Consider the following 20,369-nt stretch of genomic DNA (forward strand, 5'->3'; position numbering starts at 1 on the left):
GGCCGAGGGCGCTCAGCCGTCGGTCACTCCGGGGCTTCGATCCAGTGCACGCAGACGAGTTCCTGTCCACGCAGTTCCTGCTTGAGGCAGAGGCGGGCCCGGATCACCGCGGGTTCCTTGTCCCGGTCCCGGTACTCGGTCAGGACCCGGCCGTCCTCGATCCAGGAGAATCCGTACTTGCGGGTGTAGTCGACGTCCAGCCTGCGCTCGATCTCACGGCTCGCGAGTGTGTAGTTCTGGGCGGCCTCGGGGTGCTTCCTGAACACCTCGGTGATCTCGGCGAGGAACGCGGCGTCCAACCTGGTGTCGTAATCAGAAGTGGTCACGGCCGTCTCCCTGAGGGGCATGGTCGGGAACGTCCCCCTGTCTCCAGCCTGCTCCGCGCCTCAGGCGCCCGCCAGTCGGCCCGACGGGGGCGTGTTCAGGACTGCGGACGCCCCGTCGCCACCGCGTAGAAGGCGACCGCGGCCGCCGCGCCCACGTTGAGGGAGTCGACGCCGTGGGCCATCGGGATGCGGACCCATTCGTCGGCGGCGACCAGGGCCTGGGTGGTCAGGCCGTCGCCCTCGGCGCCGAGCATCAGCGCGACCCGGTCCATCCTGTGCGGGGCGGCCTCGTCGAGGGTCTTGGCCTTGGCGTCCGGGGTGAGGGCGAGGAGGGTGAAGCCGGCCTCGCGGACCGAGTCCAGGCCCTTGGGCCAGGTGTCGAGACGGGCGTAGGGGACGGAGAAGACCGCGCCCATCGAGACCTTGACGCTGCGGCGGTACAGGGGGTCGGCGCAGTCCGGGGAGAGCAGGACCGCGTCCATGCCGAGGGCGGCCGCCGAGCGGAAGATGGCGCCGATGTTGGTGTGGTCGTTGACGGACTCCATGACCACCACGCGGCGGGCGGTCTGGAGCAACTCGCCCGCGGTGGGCAGCGGTTTGCGCTGCATGGAGGCGAGCGCGCCGCGGTGCACGTGATAGCCGGTGACCTGTTCGGCGAGCTCGGGGCTGACGGCGTACACCGGGGCGGGGAGTTCGTCGATGACGTCGCGCATGACGTCGACCCACTTGGCGGACAGCAGCATGGAGCGCATCTCGTAGCCGGCGTCCTTGGCCCGGCGGATGACCTTCTCGCCCTCGGCGATGAACAGGCCCTCGGCCGGCTCGCGTTTGCGGCGCAGTTCGACGTCGGTCAGGCCCGTGTAGTCGTGCAGGCGCGGGTCGTCGGGATCCTCGACGGTGATGAGATCGGCCACAGGGTGATACTGCCTTGTCCTGGGTGCGGTGCCAACGGCTGGGAACGGGTTGGGTTACCCCGGGTTACGTCAGGCCCGCGGCCCCACGCCGACGACCTCGCCGACGACGATCACGGCCGGGGGCTTCACGTCCTCGGCGACGACCACCTCACCGACCGTCGCCAGGGTCGCGTCGACCCGGCGCTGGGCGGCCGTCGTCCCCTCCTGGACCAGGGCGACCGGGGTGTCGGGCGACTTGCCGTGCGCCACCAGGGTCTCGGCGATCCTGCCGATCTTGTCGACGCCCATGAGGATCACGAGCGTGCCGGTGAGCCGGGCGAGCGCCGGCCAGTCGACCAGCGAGCGGTCGTCGTCCGGCGCCACATGACCGCTGACCACGGTGAACTCGTGGGCCACGCCCCTGTGGGTGACCGGGATGCCGGCCGCGCCCGGGACCGAGATCGAGCTGGAGATGCCCGGCACGACCGTGCAGGGGATGCCGGCCTCGGCGAGGGCATGCAGCTCCTCCATCCCGCGGCCGAAGACATAGGGGTCGCCGCCCTTGAGCCGTACGACCGACTTGCCCTGCTTGGCATGCTCGATCAGGGCGTTGTTGATGGCCTCCTGGGCCATGAAACGGCCGTACGGGATCTTCGCCGCGTCGATGACCTCGACGTGCGGCGGGAGTTCGGCGAGGAGGTCGCGGGGCCCGAGGCGGTCGGCGATGACGACGTCCGCCTCGGCGAGCAGGCGACGGCCGCGGACCGTGATCAGGTCGGGGTCGCCGGGGCCGCCGCCGACGAGGGCGACGCCGGGGGTGCGGGTGCGGTGGTGCGGCGCGACGAGGGTGCCGTCGCGCAGGCCCTCGACGACCGCGTCCCTGATGGCCGCCGTGTGGCGGGGGTCGCGGCCCCTGGCGTTCGTGGTGAGCACGGCGACCGTGACGCCCTCGCTGTGGCCCGTCGCCGGGGTCCAGGCGGTGGCGGCGTCGGCGTCGTCGGAGCGGACGCACCAGACGCGGTGCCGCTCCGCCTCGGCGGAGGCGCGGGTGTTCGCCTCGGTGTCGCTGGTGGCGATCAGGGCGTACCAGGCGTCTTCCAGGTCGCCTTCCCGGTACGGCCGCCTTTCCCAGGTGATCTCGCCCGCGTCCGCCATCGCCTCCACGGAGGGGGTCGCCGCCGGGGACACGAGGAGGACGTGCGCGCCTGCCGCGATCAGGGCCGGGAGGCGGCGCTGGGCCACCTGGCCGCCGCCGAGGACGACGACCTTGCGGTCGGTGAGGCGGAGGCCTACGGGGTAGGCGGGGTTCTCGGCCATGAGGGGCGACTCCTCTTTACGGCTGTGCAGTGGCCCTGACGTGCGGATTTTACGGGGTGGCGGGATGAGGCGGCTCAGGTGTCCGGTGGCTGGGCTTCGCGGCCGGGTGCGGGTCCGCGGGCCGGGAAGGAGCGCGTGGACACCGTCCGTGGACCTACCTACGCGAGGGGGACGCGTGGACACCGTCCGTGGACCCACGCGAGGGGAACGCGCGGACACCGTCCCCGCGTCCCCCTCTCGCACGCCTACTTCTCGGTGACCCCCGCGGAGTCGAACGTCGCCACCTCGTGCATCGCCCTCGCCGTGCTCTGGACCAGGGGCAGGGCCAGCAGGGCGCCCGTGCCCTCGCCGAGGCGGAGGTCGAGGTCGACCAGGGGGCGCAGGCCGAGCTTGTTGAGCGCGGCCACATGGCCCGGCTCGGCGCTGCGGTGGCCCGCGATGCAGGCCGCGAGGACCTCCGGGGCGATCGCGCGGGCCACCAGGGCGGCGGCGCCCGCGCTGACCCCGTCGAGGATGACCGGCGTGCGCAGCGAGGCTCCGCCCAGGAGCAGGCCGACCATCGCCGCGTGTTCGAAGCCGCCGATCGCCGCCAGAACGCCGATCGGGTCGGCGGGGTCCGGCTGGTGGAGTTCGATCGCGCGGCGGACGACCTCGGTCTTGCGGGCCAGGGTCTCGTCGTTGATGCCGGTGCCGCGGCCGGTGACCTCGGCGGGGTCGGTGCCCGTGAAGACCGAGATCAGGGCGGCGGACGCGGTGGTGTTCGCGATGCCCATCTCGCCCGTGAGGAGTGCCTTGTTGCCGGCCGCGACCAGGTCGCGCGCGGTCTCGATGCCGACCTCGATGGCCTGCTTGGCCTCCTCACGGGTCATCGCGGGACCGGTGGTCATGTCGGAGGTGCCGGCCCGGATCTTGCGGGGCAACAGGCCGGGCGTGGCCGGGAGTTCGGAGGCCACGCCGACGTCCACGACGCACACCTCGGCGCCCACCTGGCCGGCGAAGGCGTTGCAGACCGCGCCGCCGCCGAGGAAGTTGGCGACCATCTGGGCCGTCACCTCCTGCGGCCAGGGGGTGACGCCCTGGGCGTGCACGCCGTGGTCACCGGCGAAGATCGCGACGGCCGCGGGTTCCGGGATCGGCGGCGGGCACTGCCGGGACAGCCCGCAGAGCTGGGCGGAGATGATCTCCAGCATGCCGAGCGCGCCGGCGGGCTTGGTCATCCGCTTCTGCCGCTCCCAGGCCTCGCCGAGCGCCTTGGCGTCCAGCGGGCGGATCTGCGAGACGGTCTCGGCGAGCAGGTCGTGCGGCTCCTCGCCGGGCAGGGCGCGTCGGCCGTACGTCTCCTCGTGCACGACCCACGACAGCGGGCGGCGCTTGGACCAGCCGGCCTGCATCAGCTCGGGCTCGTCCGGGAACTCGTCGACGTACCCGACACACAGGTAGGCGATGACCTCCAGGTGGTCGGGCAGGCCGAGGGCGCGGACCATCTCGCGCTCGTCGAAGAAGCTGACCCAGCCGACACCGAGGCCCTCGGCGCGGGCGGCGAGCCAGAGGTTCTCGACGGCGAGCGCGGCGGAGTAGGGGGCCATCTGCGGCTGGGTGTGCCGGCCGAGGGTGTGCCGGCCGCCGCGGGTGGGGTCGGCGGTGACGACGATGTTCACCGGGGTCTCGAGGATGGCCTCGATCTTCAGTTCCTTGAACTGCTTCGCCCGGCCCTTGGGCAGCGACTTGGCGTAGGCCTCGCGCTGGCGCTGGGCCAGGTCCTGCATCGCGGCGCGCGTCTCGGCGGAGCGGATGACGACGAAGTCCCAGGGCTGCGAGTGTCCGACGGACGGGGCCGTGTGGGCGGCCTCCAGGACGCGGAGCAGCACCTCGTGCGGGATCGGGTCGCTGCGGAAGCCGTTGCGGATGTCGCGGCGCTCCCGCATGACCTTGAGGACGGCCTCGCGCTCGGCGTCGTCGTAGGCGGGCGCGGCGGGGCCCATGGACTGCTGGGCTTCTGCCACGGGAGCCGTGCTCACTTCCTGGGCTTGCTGGGCCGCCTGGGCTTCCTGGTCTTCTTGATCGGCGGCCCGGGTGTCCAGGTCGTCCGCCTGCTGGGCGGCTTGGAGGTCGCCGCCCGCCTCGCGCGGGGCCGGAACGACGGCCTGCTGTGTGTCGTCCGCGGGGAGCGAGAGGGGGTGGGGCGGGGTCGGCGCGAGGTGCGGTGTGGTCGGCACGGAACCGTCGACCGGCACGAACTCGCCCAGGGCCTGGCCGGGTTGCGGTTCCAGGGGGACACCGGCGGGCAGCACGACCGGGGCCTCGGCGGGCCCCTGAGTCGCGAACTGGGGCCGCGCTTCGGGCAGTTCCGCCGCGAGCGGCTGAGGCGCGGGCGTCTGCGGACCCTGCGGTGCCTGGCCCGGGACGGCGGCGGCCCCCTCCTGCGCCACGGGCTCCGGCTGCTGGGCGCCGACCGCCGGAACGGCCGGGTCCATCGGCGGTACGCGGGTGTCGGCGACGTCCGCCGCGACGGGCTCCGGGGCGGGCTGGACGAGGCCCGGCGCCGGTACCGGGGCGGGGACGGCCTGCGGGTCCTCGGCGGACAGGGCGGCGGGGGCGGGCTCCTGGGGCCCCTCGGCCACGGGTGCCGGCTGCTCGGCGGGGAGCGGCTCGGAGACCTCGGCGACGGAGTCGTCCTGTGCGGGCGCGGGGAGGTCCTCGGCGGCTGCGGCGACGGCGTCCACGGGCTGCGGAACCTGCGCGGCCTGTGCCGGGGCCTCAGCGGGGGCCTGGAGCGTCACGGCGTCCGGGGTGGTCGGGGCGACGGGTTCCGCGGCGGGAGATGCGGCTTCCGGAGCTGCGGGCTCCGGGGCGGGTACGGGTTCCTGGGCCACGAGGGGCTCCTGGGCGGCGAGGACTTCCTGGGGGGCGTCCGGAGCGGCCATGACTTCCGGAGCGGGGGCCGGATCGGCGGCGACCACGGCTTCCTGAACGGGGGCCGGGCCCGGAGCAACGGCTGCCTCGGCGGACGGGTCGGCTTCCCGCACCGCGACGGCTTCCGCGTCCTGGACCGCACCCGTCTCCGGAGCGACAGCCGCGGCCTCCGCCGGTACGACCTCTTCGGGCACAGCAACGGCCTGCGGAGCAACGGCGGCCACGGCCTCCGGTGCCTCCGCTTCCGCCGCGTCCGGCTCGACCGCGGCGACCTCGGGCCCGGAAACGACGGCCTCGGACACAACGCTCTCGGACACAATGCTCTCGGACGCAACGGCGTCGGACACAACCGCCTCGGCGACCGGCGCGGGCACCGACGCGGGCACCTCGGTGTCCTCCACGACCGGAGCGACCTCAGCGGCCTCGACCGCGGGCGCCTGGCCCGGCACCTGAGCCACGTCGGAAACGGGCACGTCGGGCAGGACCTGCTCCGCGAGCACGTCCGCCCCGGCAGCCGGGGCAGCCTGAACCGCCTCGGGCAGTGAACCGTCACCGAGCACCTGCTCCGCGCCGCCGTCCCCGCCCACGACAGCGGCGGGCGCGCCCTCCCCGGCGTGGGCCGGTTCACCGGCCGGCACCTGCGACGGCTCCGGCACGGCCACGGCCTCCGGCACCGGGGTCTCCGCGACCGCGTCCACCGCGACCTGCGCCGCACCCATCGGTTCCGAGGCCGGAGCCGGTTCCGGAACAACCGTTTCGGCAGCCGGGGCCACCGTGCTCACCTGCGTCTGGACGGCGGCCTGCGCCGGGGCGCCCCACGGGGCGGCGCCCTGCGGCTGCGAGGTGTCGTAGTACTCGGGGCCCGGCGCGGCCGCGGCCGGCTGCCGAACCGGTGCGCCCGCGGGACCGCGGTCGGCGAGGGAGCGGACCGGGCTCGCGGAGGCGTCGGGGATCGGCGGGCCGAGGTGCAGCGGCCGGCGGGGCGTGATGGGCGGGATCGGCACCGAGGGGGCCTGCTGCTGGGGCGTGCGGACCGCGCTCATGTCGTGCGCTCCGCTGTCCCGGCCGGACATCTCATGCGGGCCCGGCTCGTGGACGGTCTCGACGACCGGCTCCGGGGCGGGCGGGGCGACCTCGTTGCCCCAGGGGCTCTGGGCACCCGGCAGCAGCAACAGGTCTTCGTCCTCGGCGGTGGTCTCGGAGAGGTAGGTGTACGCACCCGGCGCGGGGACGCCCGGCTGTTCCACCATGCCTGCGTTCTCCGGCAGTCCCTCGCCCGGGACCTGGCCGGTGTCGGTCATGCGTACCCCTCGCCCATCGGTTAGTGCTTCTACGACCAGCTCACCGGGGACGGCGCACCGACCGCCCCCGTGGTGAAGAACGAGCGTGCGTGCCCAGCGGCACGAACGGCCCGCCGAGAAAGACGACAAAGCCATTAACTGGCATTGTCCCGGCCGTTCCCCCGTCGCGACAGGTTGATCCGCGACAGCCCGCTGTGGACTGCGCCACGTTGCGCGTCCTCCGGTTCTGCCGTACCACACCCATCCCAAAACGGGCGCGCTTTCCGGACATTGACGAACGAATGCCGGTCCACGGGGCGCGGTACAACGGTCGGCCAGCCTACCGCGCGCAGTACGACAACAGGATCACCGGGGACGGTGGACCACCGCCGGCGAGGTCAGCCGGTACGGTCCGGCAGCACCGCGCTGAGCAGGAACGCGACGCTCCGTTCCGTCTCCGTCCAGGCCCTGGTGTCGAGTTCGACGGACTGGAGGAGGGCGCACTCGACGCGGTAGCCGTGCTCGGTGAGGTCCCGGCCGACGAGTTCGGCCTCGTCGCGGGTGGCCGCGTGGGCGACGATGCGCTGCGGACGCCGGTCGGCGACCGCGGAGACCACGGCCACTCCCCCGCCGCCGACGCGGACGACGTCGGGTTCGGGAAGGTTCTCCAGGACGTGCGGGGCGGTGCCGGGGACGATCTGGACCTGGAGTCCGAAGGCGCGGGCGTTGGCCTCGGTGCGCTCGCAGGCCCTCAGGTCGCGGTCGACGGCGATGACGGCGGCCCCGGCCCGGGCGGCCTCGGTCGCGAAGGCGCCGCTGCCGCAGCCGATGTCCCACACGAGGTCGCCGACGCGCGGTCCCAGCCGGGCGAGTTGGGCCGCACGGAGCGGCTCCAGTTCGCCTTCGCCCATGAGGCCGCCGTAGGACTCGGCGGGCAGGGTCCAGCCGCGCGGGGCGGCGGCCGGGTCGCGGCCGGCGATCCAGCCGCCGTCCTCCGTGACGGCCGCGGTGCCGCCGATGACGATGACGATGTTGGGGTCGCGCCACGTGTGGTCGGCGGCCTTGTCGGAGGTGACGACGGTGACCTGTTCGTGGTCGGTGCCCAGTTCCTCACAGATGACGAAGGTGCGGTGCACGCCCTCCATCAGCAGGCCGAGTTCGGCGGGTCCGGCGCCGGGTGAGGTGAGGACGGCGACCTTGGGGTGGGCCCGGCACACGTTCACGGCGCGTCGCAGGGTGCGTCGGTGTGCGACGACCACCTGGGCGTCGTCCCAGGGCATGCCGGCCCGCGCGAAGGCGGCGGCGACCGAGGACACCCCGGGGACGACCTCGACCTCCAGGCCGAACTCGGGCGCGCGCAGGGTCCGTACGACGCCGAAGAACCCGGGGTCGCCGTCGGCGAGCACGACCGCGGTGCCGCGGTGGCCGGTGATGCGGCGGGCGGCGAGGGCGACGCTGCCGAGGCGGATGCGTTCGGCGGTGGGGGGCACCTCGGGGAGTGCCAGGTGGTGGGCGGCGCCCGCGACCAGCGTGGCGGCGCCGAGGGCGGAGCGTGCCGCGGCGGTCAGCGGCGAGCCGTCCCAGCCGATCACCGTGACCCGGTCGGCCATCGTCTCTCAGTCTCCAGGGGTGTGCGCGGGCCGTCGTCGGTGGGCAGCCCGCGGGCGGCTCCGTGAGGGTACCCGTTGCGCCTCGGAAGCGCTTTCGCCGGCCTGGGTGCGAATCCGGTCAGTTCCAGTCGGAGTACGTCGTGAAGCCGTCCGAGTCGGCGAGCTGGTCGCCCGCTCCGTCGAGGTCCTCGGGCAGCAGGCTCCACACGATGAAGTCGGTGCGGACGTCGCTCCAGGTGCCGTCGTCGGCGCGGACGTGCGCTATGCAGGCGCCGCGCAGCACGCCCTCGCTGATGCAGCCGATCTTCTGGGCGACCTGCTGGGAGGCGGTGTTGTCGGCCGCCGTGCGCAGCTCGATGCGCTCGAACTTCTGGTCGGTGAACAGCCACTGGGCGGTGGCGAGCGCGGCCTCCGAGGCGTAGCCCTCGCCGCGGGCCCAGGGGGCGATGATGTACGACAACTCGGTCGAGCGGACGTGCCAGTTGGTCTTGGCGAGCTGGATGACGCCGACCAGGCGCTGGGTGAGGAACTCCGTGACGGCGAAGTGGATCCCGCGGCCCGCTTCCCGTTCGGCCGGCGCGTACCGCGTGATCCAGCCGTGGGCCTGTTCCTCGCTGTAGGGCTGGGGGACGTCGGTCCAGGCGCCGACCTGCTCGTCGTTCATCATCTCGGCCAGGGCGGGCACGTCGTCCTCGTCGAGGGGGCGCAGCACCAACCGCTCCGTGCTGATGGAGATGTTGGGGAAGGTGCCAGTCATGCGCCACTCCGTAACCGTCGGAAGACCTGCGAGGCCTGCTGAACTGCCCAGCATGCAGCATGAAAGCGCCGAACCGCATCACGGGGTCCACACATGGTGAACGAGTGGACCCCGTGCGTGGCGATACGTCGTATACGCGCCGGTGGCGTCAGGCCGTTCAGAAGGAGGCGATGACGGAGCCGGCGTACTTGTCCTGGATGAACTTCTTGACCTCGGCGGAGGTGAGCAGCTTGGCGAGCTTCTTCACCCGCGGGTCGTCCTCGTTGCCGTCCTTGACCGCGAGGAAGTTGCCGTAGGGGTTGTTGTCGGCGGACTCCAGGACGAGGGCGTCCGAGGCGGGCTTGAGGTCGGCCTCGATGGCGTAGTTGCCGTTGATGACGGCCGCGTCGACGTCGTCCAGGGAGCGCGGGGTCTGGGCCGCCTCCAGCTCCTTGAACTTCAGGTTCTTCGGGTTCTTGGCGATGTCCGAGGGGGTCGCCTCGTTGCCCACGCCGTCCTTCAGCGTGATGATCCCGTTGGCGTCGAGGAGCTTGAGGGCGCGGGCCTCGTTGACGCTGTCGTTCGGGACGGCGACGGTCGCGCCGCTCTTGAGGGCGTCGGCGCTCTTGACCTTGTGGCTGTAGAGGCCGAGCGGCTCCAGGTGGACCGTGACGACGGGCACGATGTGGGTGCCGTTCTTCTTGTTGAAGTCGTCGAGGTAGGGCTGGTTCTGGAAGTAGTTGGCGTCGACCGAGCCGTCCTCGGTGGCCGTGTTCGGGGTCACGTAGTCCGTGAACTCCTTGACCTCCAGGTCGAGGCCCGCCTTCTTCGCCAGGTTCTCCTTGACGTAGTTCAGGATCTCGGCGTGCGGGGTGGGGCTCGCGGCGACGACCAGCGGTCCGCTGGTGTCGGAGGCGGAGTCGGAGCCGGACGAACCGCAGGCGCTGAGCCCGAGGGCGAGCGCTCCGGCGGCGAGGACGGCGGTGCTGAGCTTTGCGGTGTTACGCACGAAAAGTGCCTTTCCTTTTGGGTGCAGCGACCCCGTGAACGGGTGCACGGGAGATCGGGGAGCGCGTCAGACGGTCTTGGTGTCCGCCGTGGAGGCCTTCAGCAGACGGAGTTTGGGCGCGGGTCCGGAGCGTCCGCCCCGGCGGTGCAGGGAGCGGGCCGCGTAGTCGCCGGCGAACTGGATGAGCGAGATGACGACGGCGAGGATCGCGACGGTGATCCACATGAGCTGGGTCTCGAAGCGCTGGTAGCCGTAGCGGATGGCGATGTCGCCGAGGCCGCCGGCGCCGACCGTGCCGGCCATCGCGGAGTAGCCGATGAGGGCGACGACCGTGGTGGTGGTGCTGGCGATCAGCGAGGGCAGGGCCTCGGGGACGAGGACCTTGCGCACGATCGTCCAGGTGTTGCCGCCCATCGACTGCACGGCCTCGACCAGGCCGCCGTCCACCTCGCGGACGGCCGTCTCGACCAGGCGCGCGAAGAACGGGATCGCACCGATGGCGAGCGGCACGATGGCGGCCTCACGGCCGATGGTCGTGCCGGTGATCGAGCGGGTGAAGCCCATCAGCGCCACCATCAGGATGATGAACGGCATCGAGCGGGCGACGTTCACGACCTGTCCGATGACCTTGTTGGCCACGATGTTCTGGAGGAGTCCGCCCCGGTCGGTGACGACGAGCAGGACTCCGAGCGGGAGGCCCCCCACGACGGCGATGAGCGTGGACCAGCCGACCATGTAGAGGGTGTCCCAACACGCCTGCTCCAGCAGGGGCTGCATCTCGGACCAGGTCACTTGGCACCTTCCTTCACCAGCTCGTGCTCACCGACGACATCGATCTGCAGGCCCTGCTCGCGCAGGAAGCCGACCGGCACGACGTTGTCCTCGTAGCGGCCGGGCAGTTCGATGCGCATCCGGCCGACCTGGAGGCCGCCGACGGTGTCGATGGCGGCGCCGAGGATCGATATGTCGATGTTGTAGGTGCGCGAGAGCTGGGAGATGACGGGCTGGGTGGCCGCCTCGCCGTGGAAGGTGACGTCGACGACGGTCCGGTCCGCGCCGGTGGCGGCGCCGCCGACGGGGAAGAGCGCGGCGGCCAGCTCGGAGCCGGGGGTCGCGAGCAGTTCGCTGACCGTGCCGGACTCGACGATGCGGCCGTTGTCCATCAGGGCCGCCGAGTCGCAGATCGACTTCACGACGTCCATCTCGTGGGTGATGAGCAGGACGGTGAGGCCGAGCTGGCGGTTCAGGTCGCGCAGCAGTTGGAGGATCGAGCGGGTGGTCTCGGGGTCGAGGGCGCTGGTGGCCTCGTCGGACAGCAGCACCTTGGGGTCGCCGGCCAGGGCGCGGGCGATGCCGACGCGCTGCTTCTGGCCGCCGGAGAGCTGGGCCGGGTAGGCGCCCGCCTTGTCGGCGAGTCCGACGAGGTCCAGCAGTTCGAGTGCCTTGCGGGAGCGCTCCTTGCCGGACGTGCCGAGGATCTCCAGAGGGAGCTCGACGTTGTCGCGGACCGTCCGGGTGGAGAGCAGGTTGAAGTGCTGGAAGACCATGCCGATACGGCTGCGCGCCTGCCGCAGCTCCTTGCCGGCGCGCGGACCGCGGCCGGCGAGGGCAGTGAGGTCCTGTCCGTCGACGGTCACGGTGCCGGCGGTGGGGCGCTCCAGCAGGTTGACGCAGCGGATGAGGGAGGACTTGCCGGCGCCGGACTGGCCGATGACGCCGTACACCTCGCCCTCGCGGACGTGCAGATCGACGCCGTCCAGGGCGGTGACCTCACGGCCGCGCGAGCGGTAGACCTTGGTCAGGCCTGTTGTCGTGATCACTGGGTTTCCGTCACTGTCGAGTACGCGGGCGTGGGTGTGCCCTGGTACGGGAGAGAAGTCGTGCGCGGGCGCATGGGTCACGTACGGCGTTCACGGCGTACGGACGTGCCGGGGCGGCTCGCTTCGGGGCGCGAGGCTCAAGAGGTGTGGTGCGGGGGCCCTCTAACAGGCGCACATTCGACACATACAACGAGCACCGGGCGTCATGGTCGCCTCGGTCGCAAGGGTGCGGCAGCTCGTCGTGGTCATGCGATCAGTAAAGCAGACGTATGGGAGCGACCAAGAACCCGCTGTCCGGATGGCGGACAGTCGTGGACAGGTGTCAGGGCCGGACGGAGATCTCCACGGCTGCGCCGGTGACCAGGGCCGACAAGGCCGACAGGTCCTCGACCACCAGGTCGGCGTCGAGCTCGTGGGCCTGGTGTGTTGTGGTCAACGCCACGGTGGTCATCCCGGCGGCCCGCCCGGCGCGCAGACCGGCGGGGGCGTCTTCGAAGACGACACAGCGGGCGGGGTCGACGCCGAGTTCACGGGCGGCGAGGAGATAGGGCTCGGGGTCGGGCTTGCCGCGGGTGACGTCGTCGGCGGCGATCAGGGTCTTGGGGAGGATGCCGACCGCCGCGAGCCGGGCCTCGGCGAGCCGGCGGGTGGCGGAGGTGACGACGGCCCAGCGGTCGGCGGGCAGGGAGTCCAGGAAGGCCGTGGTCCCGGGCAGCAGGTGGACCCCGCCGTTGGGCACGTCCTCCACCTCCAGGCGCTCGATCCGCGCGAGGGCCGCGGGCACGACGTCGGCGGGCAGCAGGTCGGCGGCTATCTCCACGGCCGGGCGTCCGTGCAGTTCGACCCGGGCGAACTCCTCCGCGGTGATGCCGTACTCCTCGGCCCAGCGCGTCCAGCAGCGGTGCACCGATTCCAGGGAGGAGACGAGGGTTCCGTCGTTGTCGAACAGGAGGGCTTCGGCGTGGATCTTCATGTCCTCGACCCTACGGTGCGCGGCGGGGTCGGCCGCATCAGGCCTTTTGGGCCGTAATAGGCTCGCCGCATGTTTGATGCCCTGACGCTGGTGACCGGCGTCGCCGCGCTGCTGCTGGCCGCCTGGTGCGGCTGGGCCGCCTACCGTGACGAGCCGACCAAGGACTGGCACTTCATCGGGATGGCCGCGGTGTCGGTGCTGGCGCTGGTCCAGCTCGTGATCGGCATCGTGCAGCTCGCGCGGGGTGAGAAGCCGGAGCAGGGCACGACGATCTTCGTCGCCTATCTGCTGGGGGCGTTCGCGTGCGTGCCCGCGGCGGGGTTCATGTCGCTCGCGGAGCGGACGCGGTGGGGATCGGTGACGGTCGCCGCCGGCGGTGTGGTGCTGGCCGTTCTGGAGGTGCGGCTCTATGACATCTGGGGAGGCTGAGGTGAGTCGGCGACGGCTGACCAGTGGGCCGGGGACGCTGCTCGTGTGGCTGTACGGCGTGATGGTCGTGGGAGCGGTGTCGAGGTCGGCGTACCAGATCTCCACCGAGTTCGACCGGGCGCCGCTGGCGTATTCGTTGTCCGCGGTGGCGGGGGTGGTCTACGGATTCATCACCTACACACTCGTGCGGGGTGGCGAGACGGCCCGCAAAGTGGCGTTGGCGTGCTGCGTCGCGGAGCTGGTGGGTGTACTGACCGTGGGCACGTGGACGTTGATCGAACCGTCCGCGTTTCCCGATGCGACCGTGTGGTCGGACTTCGGGATGGGGTATCTGTTCATTCCCGTGCTGCTGCCGCTGTCCGCCATCTACTGGTTGCGGAAGGGTGCGCGTGAGGGGGATGCCGCCTGAGGTTCGTCGGGCGGCATCCGGCCGCGTACGGCTGGTCGCGCAGTTCCCCGCGCCCCTAAAGACTCATGCGGTGGCCGCGTATGTTCCCGCGGGCTTCTCCAGGACGATCATCGGGACGCCGTCCGCACCCTCCGACGTGCCCACCGTCTGGTAGCCCACCTTGCGGTACAGGCGGAGGTTGCCCTCGCTGCGGTGGCCGGTGAAGAGGCGGAAGCTGGTGGCGCCGCGCTCCTCCGCGAGGGCGGATTCGGCCGCCCGCAGGAGGCGGGCCCCGATGCCGTGGCCCTGGAGGCGGGGGTGGACGCAGAGTTTGCCGATGGCGGCCGAGCCGTCCTCGGTGACATGGCCGCGCACCGAGCCGACCACCTCTTCTCCCAGGCGGGCCACGAAGACACAGTCCGAGGCCACCTCCGCGCGGACCGAGTCCAGGGTCTGGACGAGCGGATCGATGCGGTAGTTGCCGTACAGCGCCGCCTCACTCTGGAAGCACAGGTACTGCAGCCTGAAGATCTGCTCCGCGTCCTGCTCGGCCGCCGCAGAGATGGTCACGCTCATGCCCATGTGCGCACGCCTCCCGCTCACCTGATCGCCTGTTGTCCCCCACTCCTATCCCCGCACCCGGCGGGTCGCAACCTCCGGTGAGAGCAATCGGCGAAGACATCCCAGGCATCTGGAACGTTCCGGGCCGAGACTGCCCTGTGAGATACCCAACTCCCCCGCGATCTCGCGGTAGGTGAGGTCCCTCGGGGAGAGCAGGGCGGCCAGCAGTGAGGGACAGCGGCCGGGCAGCCGGCGGACCGCGTCGTGCACGGCCGAACGCCGGGCCGCGGCGAGGGTGAGCTGTTCCGGGGTGCGGTCGTCGTCGGCCACCGGCTCGGTGGCGTACGGCCGTTCGAGGCGGGTCGTACGACGGCTGCGGCGGGACTCGGAGCGGACGGCGCGGCGGAGCCAGCTCGGCGGGTCGAGGGGCGGGCCCTGGGTCTCCAGGTGCTCCAGGAGGCGGAGCCAGACCGCCTGCTCCAGGTCGGCCGGTTCCGTACCGGAGGCATGTGCCTCCGCGGAGGCCTCGGCGGTGAGCAGGGGGCGCAGGGTGGCGACCAAGTCGTGCGTCATATGCGGTACGACACGGCCGCCCGGGTCGTGGGTTGCCCGGGCGGCCGCAAGTGAGCCCGATCGGGGCCCGTCGGCTCAGCCGTTGACGAAGTCCTGGCGGGCGAGGAGGCCGGTGTCCGGGTTGTCGGTGAAGACGCCGTCGATGCCGGTGGCGAAGTACCTCTTGAACGCGCCGAAGGCGTCCCCGTAGGCGTCCGCGTCCGTGCCCCTGCGGTACTCGGCCGGCAGGAAGGGGTTCTCGTTGCGCATGGTGTAGGGGTGCAGGATCAGCCCGACCTTGTGCGCCTCGGCGACCAGGGTGGTCTCCTTGTCGAGGCTGCCGTCCGCCTTCCTGGTGACCACCAGGTCGAGGGTCGGGCCGATGCCCTGGGCGTAGCCCGCTATCTCCCGCAGACCCTTGGGGGTGACGAGGTCGGCGACCGTGCGCGGGTCGCCCGTCGCGACGAAGTCCCAGGGGCGGGTGTTCGCGGCCGACAGCAGGACGACCAGCGGGTTGTCGACGAGCTTGTTCAGGCGCTGGATGCTGGTCGGTTCGAACGACTGGAGGATGACCGGGGAGTTCCGCCGGTCCTTGCCGTGCTTGCGCAGGAGCTTGGCGACCCGCTCCTCCAGGCCCAGGCCGAGCCCCCGGAAGTAGGTGGGGTGCTTGGTCTCGGGGTAGATCCAGACCTGCTTGCCGCGCTTGCGGGTCTGCTCGTCCTGCCACCGGAGGACTTCCTCGAAGGTGGGGATCTCCCAGCGGCCGTTGTAGAGGGTGTTGTGCGGCCGGTTGGCCGGGATGCGCTCGATCGCGCGGAGCGTCTTGAGCTCGGCGAGGGTGAAGTCCTCGGTGAACCAGCCGGTCGTGGAGACCCCGTCGAGGAGCTTGGTCCTCTTCCGGTCGGCGAACTCCTTGTGGTCGGCGACGTCGGTCGTGCCGCCGATCTCCGGTTCGTGCCGGCAGACGAGGTGCCCGTCCCGGGTGGGGACGAGGTCGCCGGCCTCGACGATGTCCGCGCCCAGGTCGAGGGCGAGCTGGTAGGAGCCGAAGGTGTGCTCGGGACGGTAGCCGCTGGCACCCCGGTGACCGATGACCGTCGGCACCGGCAGGCTCCTGAGTCCGCCGCCCCCGTGCCCGGCCGCTCCCGCGGTCGCCGCTCTCGCCGTCCCGGACAGGCCCAGGACCGCTCCCCCGGCGCCGAACACCGCGGCCCCGAGAAGTGCCCGCCGTCCGGTGCCGTCCGTGTGCTCGTCCTGCGATCCCATGTGGACCCCTCCTGCCGTCGCCGCTTCGCTGCGCGCCGATCGTAGGTCCGGGTCCGTGACGGGCGGGATACCTCCGGCGGAACACGCGGGTGACGCGGGATGTCGTATGGGAACAGATGTCTGATGGTTCGTCGGCTTCATGGCCCGGAGGCGGGGTACGCGTCGGTCGGGGCGACCTCCGTCACATCGTTCCGCCCGGGTTTCCGGCAGGCAACGGGGTCCATCCGCAGGTAAACGAGTGTCAACAGTGCGTAAGACCTCGGTGAACCCCGGGCGCCCGATGTGCGCGATCCCCCGAGCCGCGAGTAATGTCCTCACCTGCACAGACTCATACAGTTTCCCTGGCCGTTCTCTTGACATCGGAGGGCCCGTTGTCCCGCTTCGCGCTCATCAAGGCAGTGCTCGGACCGATCATGCGCCTGATGTTCCGCCCACAGGTGGAGGGCGCGGAGCACATCCCGGGTGACGGTCCGGTCATCCTGGCCGGCAACCACCTCACCTTCATCGACTCGATGATCCTTCCGCTGGTCTGCGACCGGCAGGTGCTCTTCATCGGCAAGGACGAGTACGTCACCGGGAAGACCCTCAAGGGCCGCCTCATGGCGTGGTTCTTCACCGGCGTCGGCATGATCCCGGTGGACCGCGACGGCGGCCGCGGCGGCGTGGCCGCGCTGATGACCGGGCGGCGGATCCTGGAGGAGGGGAAGGTCTTCGGGATCTACCCCGAGGGGACGCGCTCGCCCGACGGCCGGCTGTACCGGGGCCGTACGGGCATCGCCCGTCTGACGTTGATGACGGGCGCGCCCGTCGTCCCCTTCGCGATGATCGGCACGGACAAGTTGCAGCCGGGGGGTTCGGGGATGCCCCGGCCCGGGCGGGTCACTGTTCGGTTCGGCGAGGCGATGGAGTTCTCCCGTTATGACGGGATGGACCGGGACCGGTATGTGCTGCGGGCTGTCACGGACTCCGTGATGACCGAGGTCATGCGGTTGTCGGGGCAGGAGTACGTAGACATGTACGCGACCAAGGCGAAGGCCGCGTAGGGGTTCTTCGGGGTTCGTTGTCGGGTGCGGGCGCATCGTGGTTGCTCGCGCGGTTCCCCGCGCCCCTAGAAGCCCTTGTCGAGCCGTTGGCCCCGCAGCATGAACCATGCTGCCACGGCCGTTGCGAGCAGGACCGCCGCTCCCGCGCCGGCCGCGATCGCGAGACCGTCGACAAAGGCCTCTCGGGCCGCCGTCAGCAGTTCCTGAGCCGTGTCCGCCTGCATCCCGGACGCCGCCTCCACCGCACCACCCAGGGACTCGTGCGCTCCGGTCGGTGTGCCCGTCGGGCCGCTGAAGCCCCGGTACACGCCCGTCACGATCGAGCCCAGTACGGCGATGCCCAGGGCCGCGCCCAGTTCGTACGCCGTTTCCGACACGGCGGATGCCGCGCCGGCCTGTTCCTTCGGGACGCTCGACAGGATCACGTCGGACGTCACCGTGAACGAGAATCCCGCGCCCACGCCGACCAGCAGCAGGGCCGCGCCCAGCATCGGGTAGCCCGTGGCCTCGTCGAGCAGGGTGAGGGAGGCCAGGGCCAGACCGATGGCCGCGAGGCCGCCGGAGACGACCGCGCGCACCGAGTAGCGGCGGGCGAAGGTGCCCGCGACGAGTCCCGCCACCACCGCTCCCACCGCCGCCGGGAGTTCCGCCAGGCCCGCCTCCAACGGGCGCCTGCCCTGGACCAGTTGCAGGTACTGGGAGAGGAAGAAGACCAGGCCGGAGAGGCCGAGGACGGTCAGCAGGTCGGCCAGGACGGCGCCGCTGAAGCCGCGGTTGCGGAAGAGGCGCATGTCGAGGAGCGGGGCCGGGAGGGTCAACTGCCGGCGGACGAAGGCCCAGAGGGCCGCCGCACCCAGCAGGCCCACCACGATCGGCTCCCAGGTGACGCCGTGCGAGGCGGCCTCCTTGACCGCGTAGACCACGGCGATCATGCCGACCAGGGACAGGATCACGCTGGTCATGTCCCAGGGGCCCGGGTTCGGGTTGCGGGACTCGGGGAGCAGCCTGATGCCGACGAGGACCAGGACCGCCATCACCGGCAGGTTGATCAGGAAGACCGAGCCCCACCAGAAGTGTTCGAGGAGGAAGCCGCCGACGATCGGGCCGATCGCCGTACCGGCGGAGGCGGTCGCGCCCCAGATGCCGACAGCGAGGCTGCGCTCGCGCGGGTCGTGGAAGATGTTGCGGATCAGGGCCAGGGTGGCGGGCATGAGGGTCGCGCCGGCGACGCCGAGCAGCGCCCGGGCCAGGATCATCAACTCCGGTGTCGACGCGTAGGCGTTGAGGACCGACACCGCGCCGAACGCCGTCGCGCCGAGGAGCAGGATCCGCTTGCGGCCGATGCGGTCGCCGAGGCTGCCCATCGACACCAGCAGGCCCGCGATGACGAACGAGTAGACGTCGCCGATCCACAGGAGCTGGGTCCCGGTCGGCTGGAGGTCCTCGCTGATGTAGGGGGTCGCGAGGCCGAGGACGGTCGCGTCGACGGCCACCAGCAGCACGGCGAGCACCAGGACGGACAGCGCGAGCCAGCGGCCCGGGCGCTTCACCGCCTCGGTCGTGGTCGCCGGCTGCAGGGTGCTGGTCATGATTCCTCTCTCCGTAGAGCGCCACCGAGCAACAGCTCGGTGACCATGTGGGTGAAGTCGTTGGGGGCCACGCGGCCCGCCTGGGTGGCCCAGGCGCACGAGGCGATCAGTCCGTAGAGCGCCTCGGTGAGCCAGGCCGGGGTGAGGTCGATGCGGAACTCGCCGTTGCCCTGGCCGCGTGCGAACAGGGCGGCGATCCGTTGGTCGAGTCGGGACCACGGGTCGCTGCCGCCGTCCTCCCAGAGTTCGTTCTCGCCGTAGAGGAAGGCCAGCAGCCCCGCGGCCGGCTCGATCTCCCGCACGAGCCGGCGCACGGCGTCGCTCGCGGAGCCCTCGTCGAGCCGGGCGGCGTCCAGAGCCGCCTCGCACTCGGCGATGCCGTGCTCCTCCAGCGCCCGGACGAGGGCGTCCCGGCCCGCGAAGTGGCGGTGCAGGGTGGCCCGGCTGATCCCGGCGGCCTTGGCGACCTCGTCCATGGTCGAGGTGGACTTGCGGGTCAGCAGGGCCGCGGCACTGCGCAGCACATGGTCACGATCGACAGCCATGAGACAACCATAACCCATGTGAGACATTGATGTCTCACTCCAGCCATGACTGTCTCACCTGTCGTGGGTCAGGGTCCTGGTCAGTGCCAGGGAAGCCGAGCCCGGTGCGCCCAGTAGGCGGCCGGCTCCTCGGCCAGGGCCGCGAGCCGGGAGAGCTGCTCCTCGTCCAGGTCCACGACGGCCGCGTGCAGGTTGGAGGCGAGCTGGCGGGTCGTCGCGGCGCCGGACAGGACCACTCCGGCCCAGGGCTGCCTGAGGACGAGGGCGAGCGCCACCGCGTCGCAGCCGAGAGACGTCTCCTCGGCCACGGCCTTCAGGGCGTCCGGTGCGTGCGGTCCGGCGAGCCTGCCGTTGGCCATGCCCTCCTTGACGATCACCGTCAGCCCGGCGTCATGGGCCTCCGCGAGGGCGGGGGCGGCCGAGGTCTCCAGGGCGTTGTACGTCGACTGGACGGTACGGAAGAGGGGTTCGCCGTCGACCCGCACGGCGAGGGCGGCGCGGATGGCGTCCGCCTGGGCGGGACCACTGGTGGAGAAGCCGACGGTGGTGCCCCGGGCGGCCGCCTCCGCGAGCCTCGCGTGCAGTTCCCTGTCGGTGAGGGCCGGGCTCTCGGGGGTCACCGAGTGGATCTGGTAGAGGTCGAGGCGGTCGCCGAGCAGTTCGGCGGTCTCGGCGCGCTGACGGTCGTACGTCCGGACCCCGTGGTCCTTGACCTCGTGGTGCTCGGCGTCGGTGGACCAGTCGGCGGTGTAGGTGTAGCCCCACTTGCTGCCGACGACCACGTCGTCGATGTGGGGGTTCCTGCCGAGCCAGTCGGCGAGGAACTCCTCGGAGCGGCCGTAGGAGCGGGCCGCGTCGAAGTAGCGGACGCCCTGGGCGTAGGCGGCGTCGAGGAGTTCGTGGGTGCGGGCGCGGAGCGTCTCGACGCTGCGGTCGGCTCCCAGGTCCTCGTCGCGGCCCAGGTTGATGTAGCCGGGGCGGCCGACCGCGGCCAGGCCGAGGCCGATGTGGGCGGTGGGGGTGGTGGCGGTGGCGAGGCGTGCGAAGGGCATACCCGACAACGTAGCTCGGGATGCCCTTCGCTTCAGGGGGTGGGTCGTGCGGTGCTTCGCCGAGTGC

At 71.8% G+C, this 20,369-nt stretch carries 19 protein-coding genes; 3 read left to right on the top strand and 16 right to left on the bottom strand.

Annotation, left to right across the window (positions count from 1 at the left end):
- Nucleotides 1–23: 23 nt before the first annotated feature.
- The 10 genes from ACZ66S_RS24370 to ACZ66S_RS24415 form a co-directional block, all read right to left on the bottom strand.
- On the bottom strand, nucleotides 24–326 hold the full coding sequence (locus tag ACZ66S_RS24370; RefSeq protein ID WP_469903627.1) for a hypothetical protein: 303 nt from the start codon (nucleotides 324–326) through the stop codon (nucleotides 24–26).
- Between the two features lie 95 nt (nucleotides 327–421).
- Nucleotides 422–1,240 carry a TrmH family RNA methyltransferase gene (locus ACZ66S_RS24375; RefSeq protein ID WP_469903628.1) on the bottom strand — a complete coding sequence of 273 codons (819 nt, stop codon included), beginning with the start codon at nucleotides 1,238–1,240 and terminating at the stop codon, nucleotides 422–424.
- A 69-nt stretch (nucleotides 1,241–1,309) separates the two neighbouring features.
- Entirely contained in the window at nucleotides 1,310–2,536 is a 1,227-nt protein-coding gene (gene cobA, locus ACZ66S_RS24380; RefSeq protein ID WP_469903629.1) for a uroporphyrinogen-III C-methyltransferase, read from the bottom strand.
- Between the two features lie 245 nt (nucleotides 2,537–2,781).
- Nucleotides 2,782–6,750 carry a nicotinate-nucleotide--dimethylbenzimidazole phosphoribosyltransferase gene (gene cobT / locus ACZ66S_RS24385; RefSeq protein ID WP_469903630.1) on the bottom strand — a complete coding sequence of 1,323 codons (3,969 nt, stop codon included), beginning with the start codon at nucleotides 6,748–6,750 and terminating at the stop codon, nucleotides 2,782–2,784.
- Between the two features lie 377 nt (nucleotides 6,751–7,127).
- Entirely contained in the window at nucleotides 7,128–8,339 is a 1,212-nt protein-coding gene (cbiE, locus tag ACZ66S_RS24390; protein ID WP_469903631.1) for a precorrin-6y C5,15-methyltransferase (decarboxylating) subunit CbiE, read from the bottom strand.
- A 118-nt stretch (nucleotides 8,340–8,457) separates the two neighbouring features.
- Complete coding sequence (locus ACZ66S_RS24395) at nucleotides 8,458–9,096, bottom strand: GNAT family N-acetyltransferase (protein WP_469903632.1); 639 nt, start codon at nucleotides 9,094–9,096, stop codon at nucleotides 8,458–8,460.
- Nucleotides 9,097–9,253: 157 nt separating this feature from the next.
- Entirely contained in the window at nucleotides 9,254–10,084 is an 831-nt protein-coding gene (locus ACZ66S_RS24400) for a MetQ/NlpA family ABC transporter substrate-binding protein (protein WP_469903633.1), read from the bottom strand.
- Nucleotides 10,085–10,150: 66 nt separating this feature from the next.
- Complete coding sequence (locus ACZ66S_RS24405; RefSeq protein ID WP_469903634.1) at nucleotides 10,151–10,876, bottom strand: methionine ABC transporter permease; 726 nt, start codon at nucleotides 10,874–10,876, stop codon at nucleotides 10,151–10,153.
- Nucleotides 10,873–11,904: a methionine ABC transporter ATP-binding protein gene (locus ACZ66S_RS24410; RefSeq protein ID WP_469903635.1), complete on the bottom strand. Its 1,032-nt coding sequence runs from the start codon at nucleotides 11,902–11,904 to the stop codon at nucleotides 10,873–10,875. Before ACZ66S_RS24410 ends, ACZ66S_RS24405 begins: the two co-directional genes overlap by 4 nt.
- 322 nt (nucleotides 11,905–12,226) lie before the next feature.
- The gene (locus ACZ66S_RS24415) at nucleotides 12,227–12,877 is read right to left on the bottom strand and encodes an HAD family hydrolase (protein ID WP_469903636.1); all 651 of its coding nucleotides are present in this window, start codon (nucleotides 12,875–12,877) and stop codon (nucleotides 12,227–12,229) included.
- A 69-nt stretch (nucleotides 12,878–12,946) separates the two neighbouring features.
- On the opposite strand from ACZ66S_RS24415, the gene ACZ66S_RS24420 reads away from it, so the two are divergent.
- Nucleotides 12,947–13,306 (top strand): hypothetical protein, encoded by a 360-nt coding sequence (locus tag ACZ66S_RS24420; RefSeq protein WP_469903637.1) that lies wholly within the window; start codon nucleotides 12,947–12,949, stop codon nucleotides 13,304–13,306.
- Complete coding sequence (locus ACZ66S_RS24425; RefSeq protein ID WP_469903638.1) at nucleotides 13,287–13,715, top strand: hypothetical protein; 429 nt, start codon at nucleotides 13,287–13,289, stop codon at nucleotides 13,713–13,715. The genes ACZ66S_RS24420 and ACZ66S_RS24425 overlap by 20 nt, the downstream gene beginning before the upstream one ends.
- 63 nt (nucleotides 13,716–13,778) lie before the next feature.
- On the opposite strand, the gene ACZ66S_RS24430 is transcribed toward ACZ66S_RS24425, so the two are convergent.
- From ACZ66S_RS24430 to ACZ66S_RS24440, 3 genes are all read right to left on the bottom strand, one after another.
- Nucleotides 13,779–14,276: a GNAT family N-acetyltransferase gene (locus tag ACZ66S_RS24430; RefSeq protein ID WP_469903639.1), complete on the bottom strand. Its 498-nt coding sequence runs from the start codon at nucleotides 14,274–14,276 to the stop codon at nucleotides 13,779–13,781.
- Between the two features lie 45 nt (nucleotides 14,277–14,321).
- Nucleotides 14,322–14,828, bottom strand: a complete 507-nt coding sequence (locus ACZ66S_RS24435; protein ID WP_469903640.1) for a sigma-70 family RNA polymerase sigma factor — start codon at nucleotides 14,826–14,828, stop codon at nucleotides 14,322–14,324.
- A gap of 75 nt (nucleotides 14,829–14,903) precedes the next feature.
- Complete coding sequence (locus ACZ66S_RS24440) at nucleotides 14,904–16,073, bottom strand: glycerophosphodiester phosphodiesterase (protein WP_469903641.1); 1,170 nt, start codon at nucleotides 16,071–16,073, stop codon at nucleotides 14,904–14,906.
- Nucleotides 16,074–16,444: 371 nt separating this feature from the next.
- Here ACZ66S_RS24440 and ACZ66S_RS24445 point away from each other — a divergent pair, with 371 nt between their 5' ends.
- On the top strand, nucleotides 16,445–17,116 hold the full coding sequence (locus ACZ66S_RS24445) for a lysophospholipid acyltransferase family protein (RefSeq protein WP_469903642.1): 672 nt from the start codon (nucleotides 16,445–16,447) through the stop codon (nucleotides 17,114–17,116).
- A 65-nt stretch (nucleotides 17,117–17,181) separates the two neighbouring features.
- Here ACZ66S_RS24445 and ACZ66S_RS24450 read toward each other — a convergent pair whose 3' ends face one another.
- The 3 genes from ACZ66S_RS24450 to ACZ66S_RS24460 all read right to left on the bottom strand — a co-directional run bounded on the left by ACZ66S_RS24450 (nucleotide 17,182) and on the right by ACZ66S_RS24460 (nucleotide 20,302).
- The gene (locus ACZ66S_RS24450; RefSeq protein WP_469903643.1) at nucleotides 17,182–18,705 is read right to left on the bottom strand and encodes an MFS transporter; all 1,524 of its coding nucleotides are present in this window, start codon (nucleotides 18,703–18,705) and stop codon (nucleotides 17,182–17,184) included.
- Entirely contained in the window at nucleotides 18,702–19,250 is a 549-nt protein-coding gene (locus ACZ66S_RS24455) for a TetR/AcrR family transcriptional regulator (RefSeq protein ID WP_469903644.1), read from the bottom strand. The genes ACZ66S_RS24450 and ACZ66S_RS24455 overlap by 4 nt, the downstream gene beginning before the upstream one ends.
- Nucleotides 19,251–19,330: 80 nt before the next feature.
- The gene (locus tag ACZ66S_RS24460) at nucleotides 19,331–20,302 is read right to left on the bottom strand and encodes an aldo/keto reductase (RefSeq protein WP_469903645.1); all 972 of its coding nucleotides are present in this window, start codon (nucleotides 20,300–20,302) and stop codon (nucleotides 19,331–19,333) included.
- Nucleotides 20,303–20,369 lie beyond the last annotated feature (67 nt).

The organism is Streptomyces sp. NPDC107471, assembly GCF_055582845.1.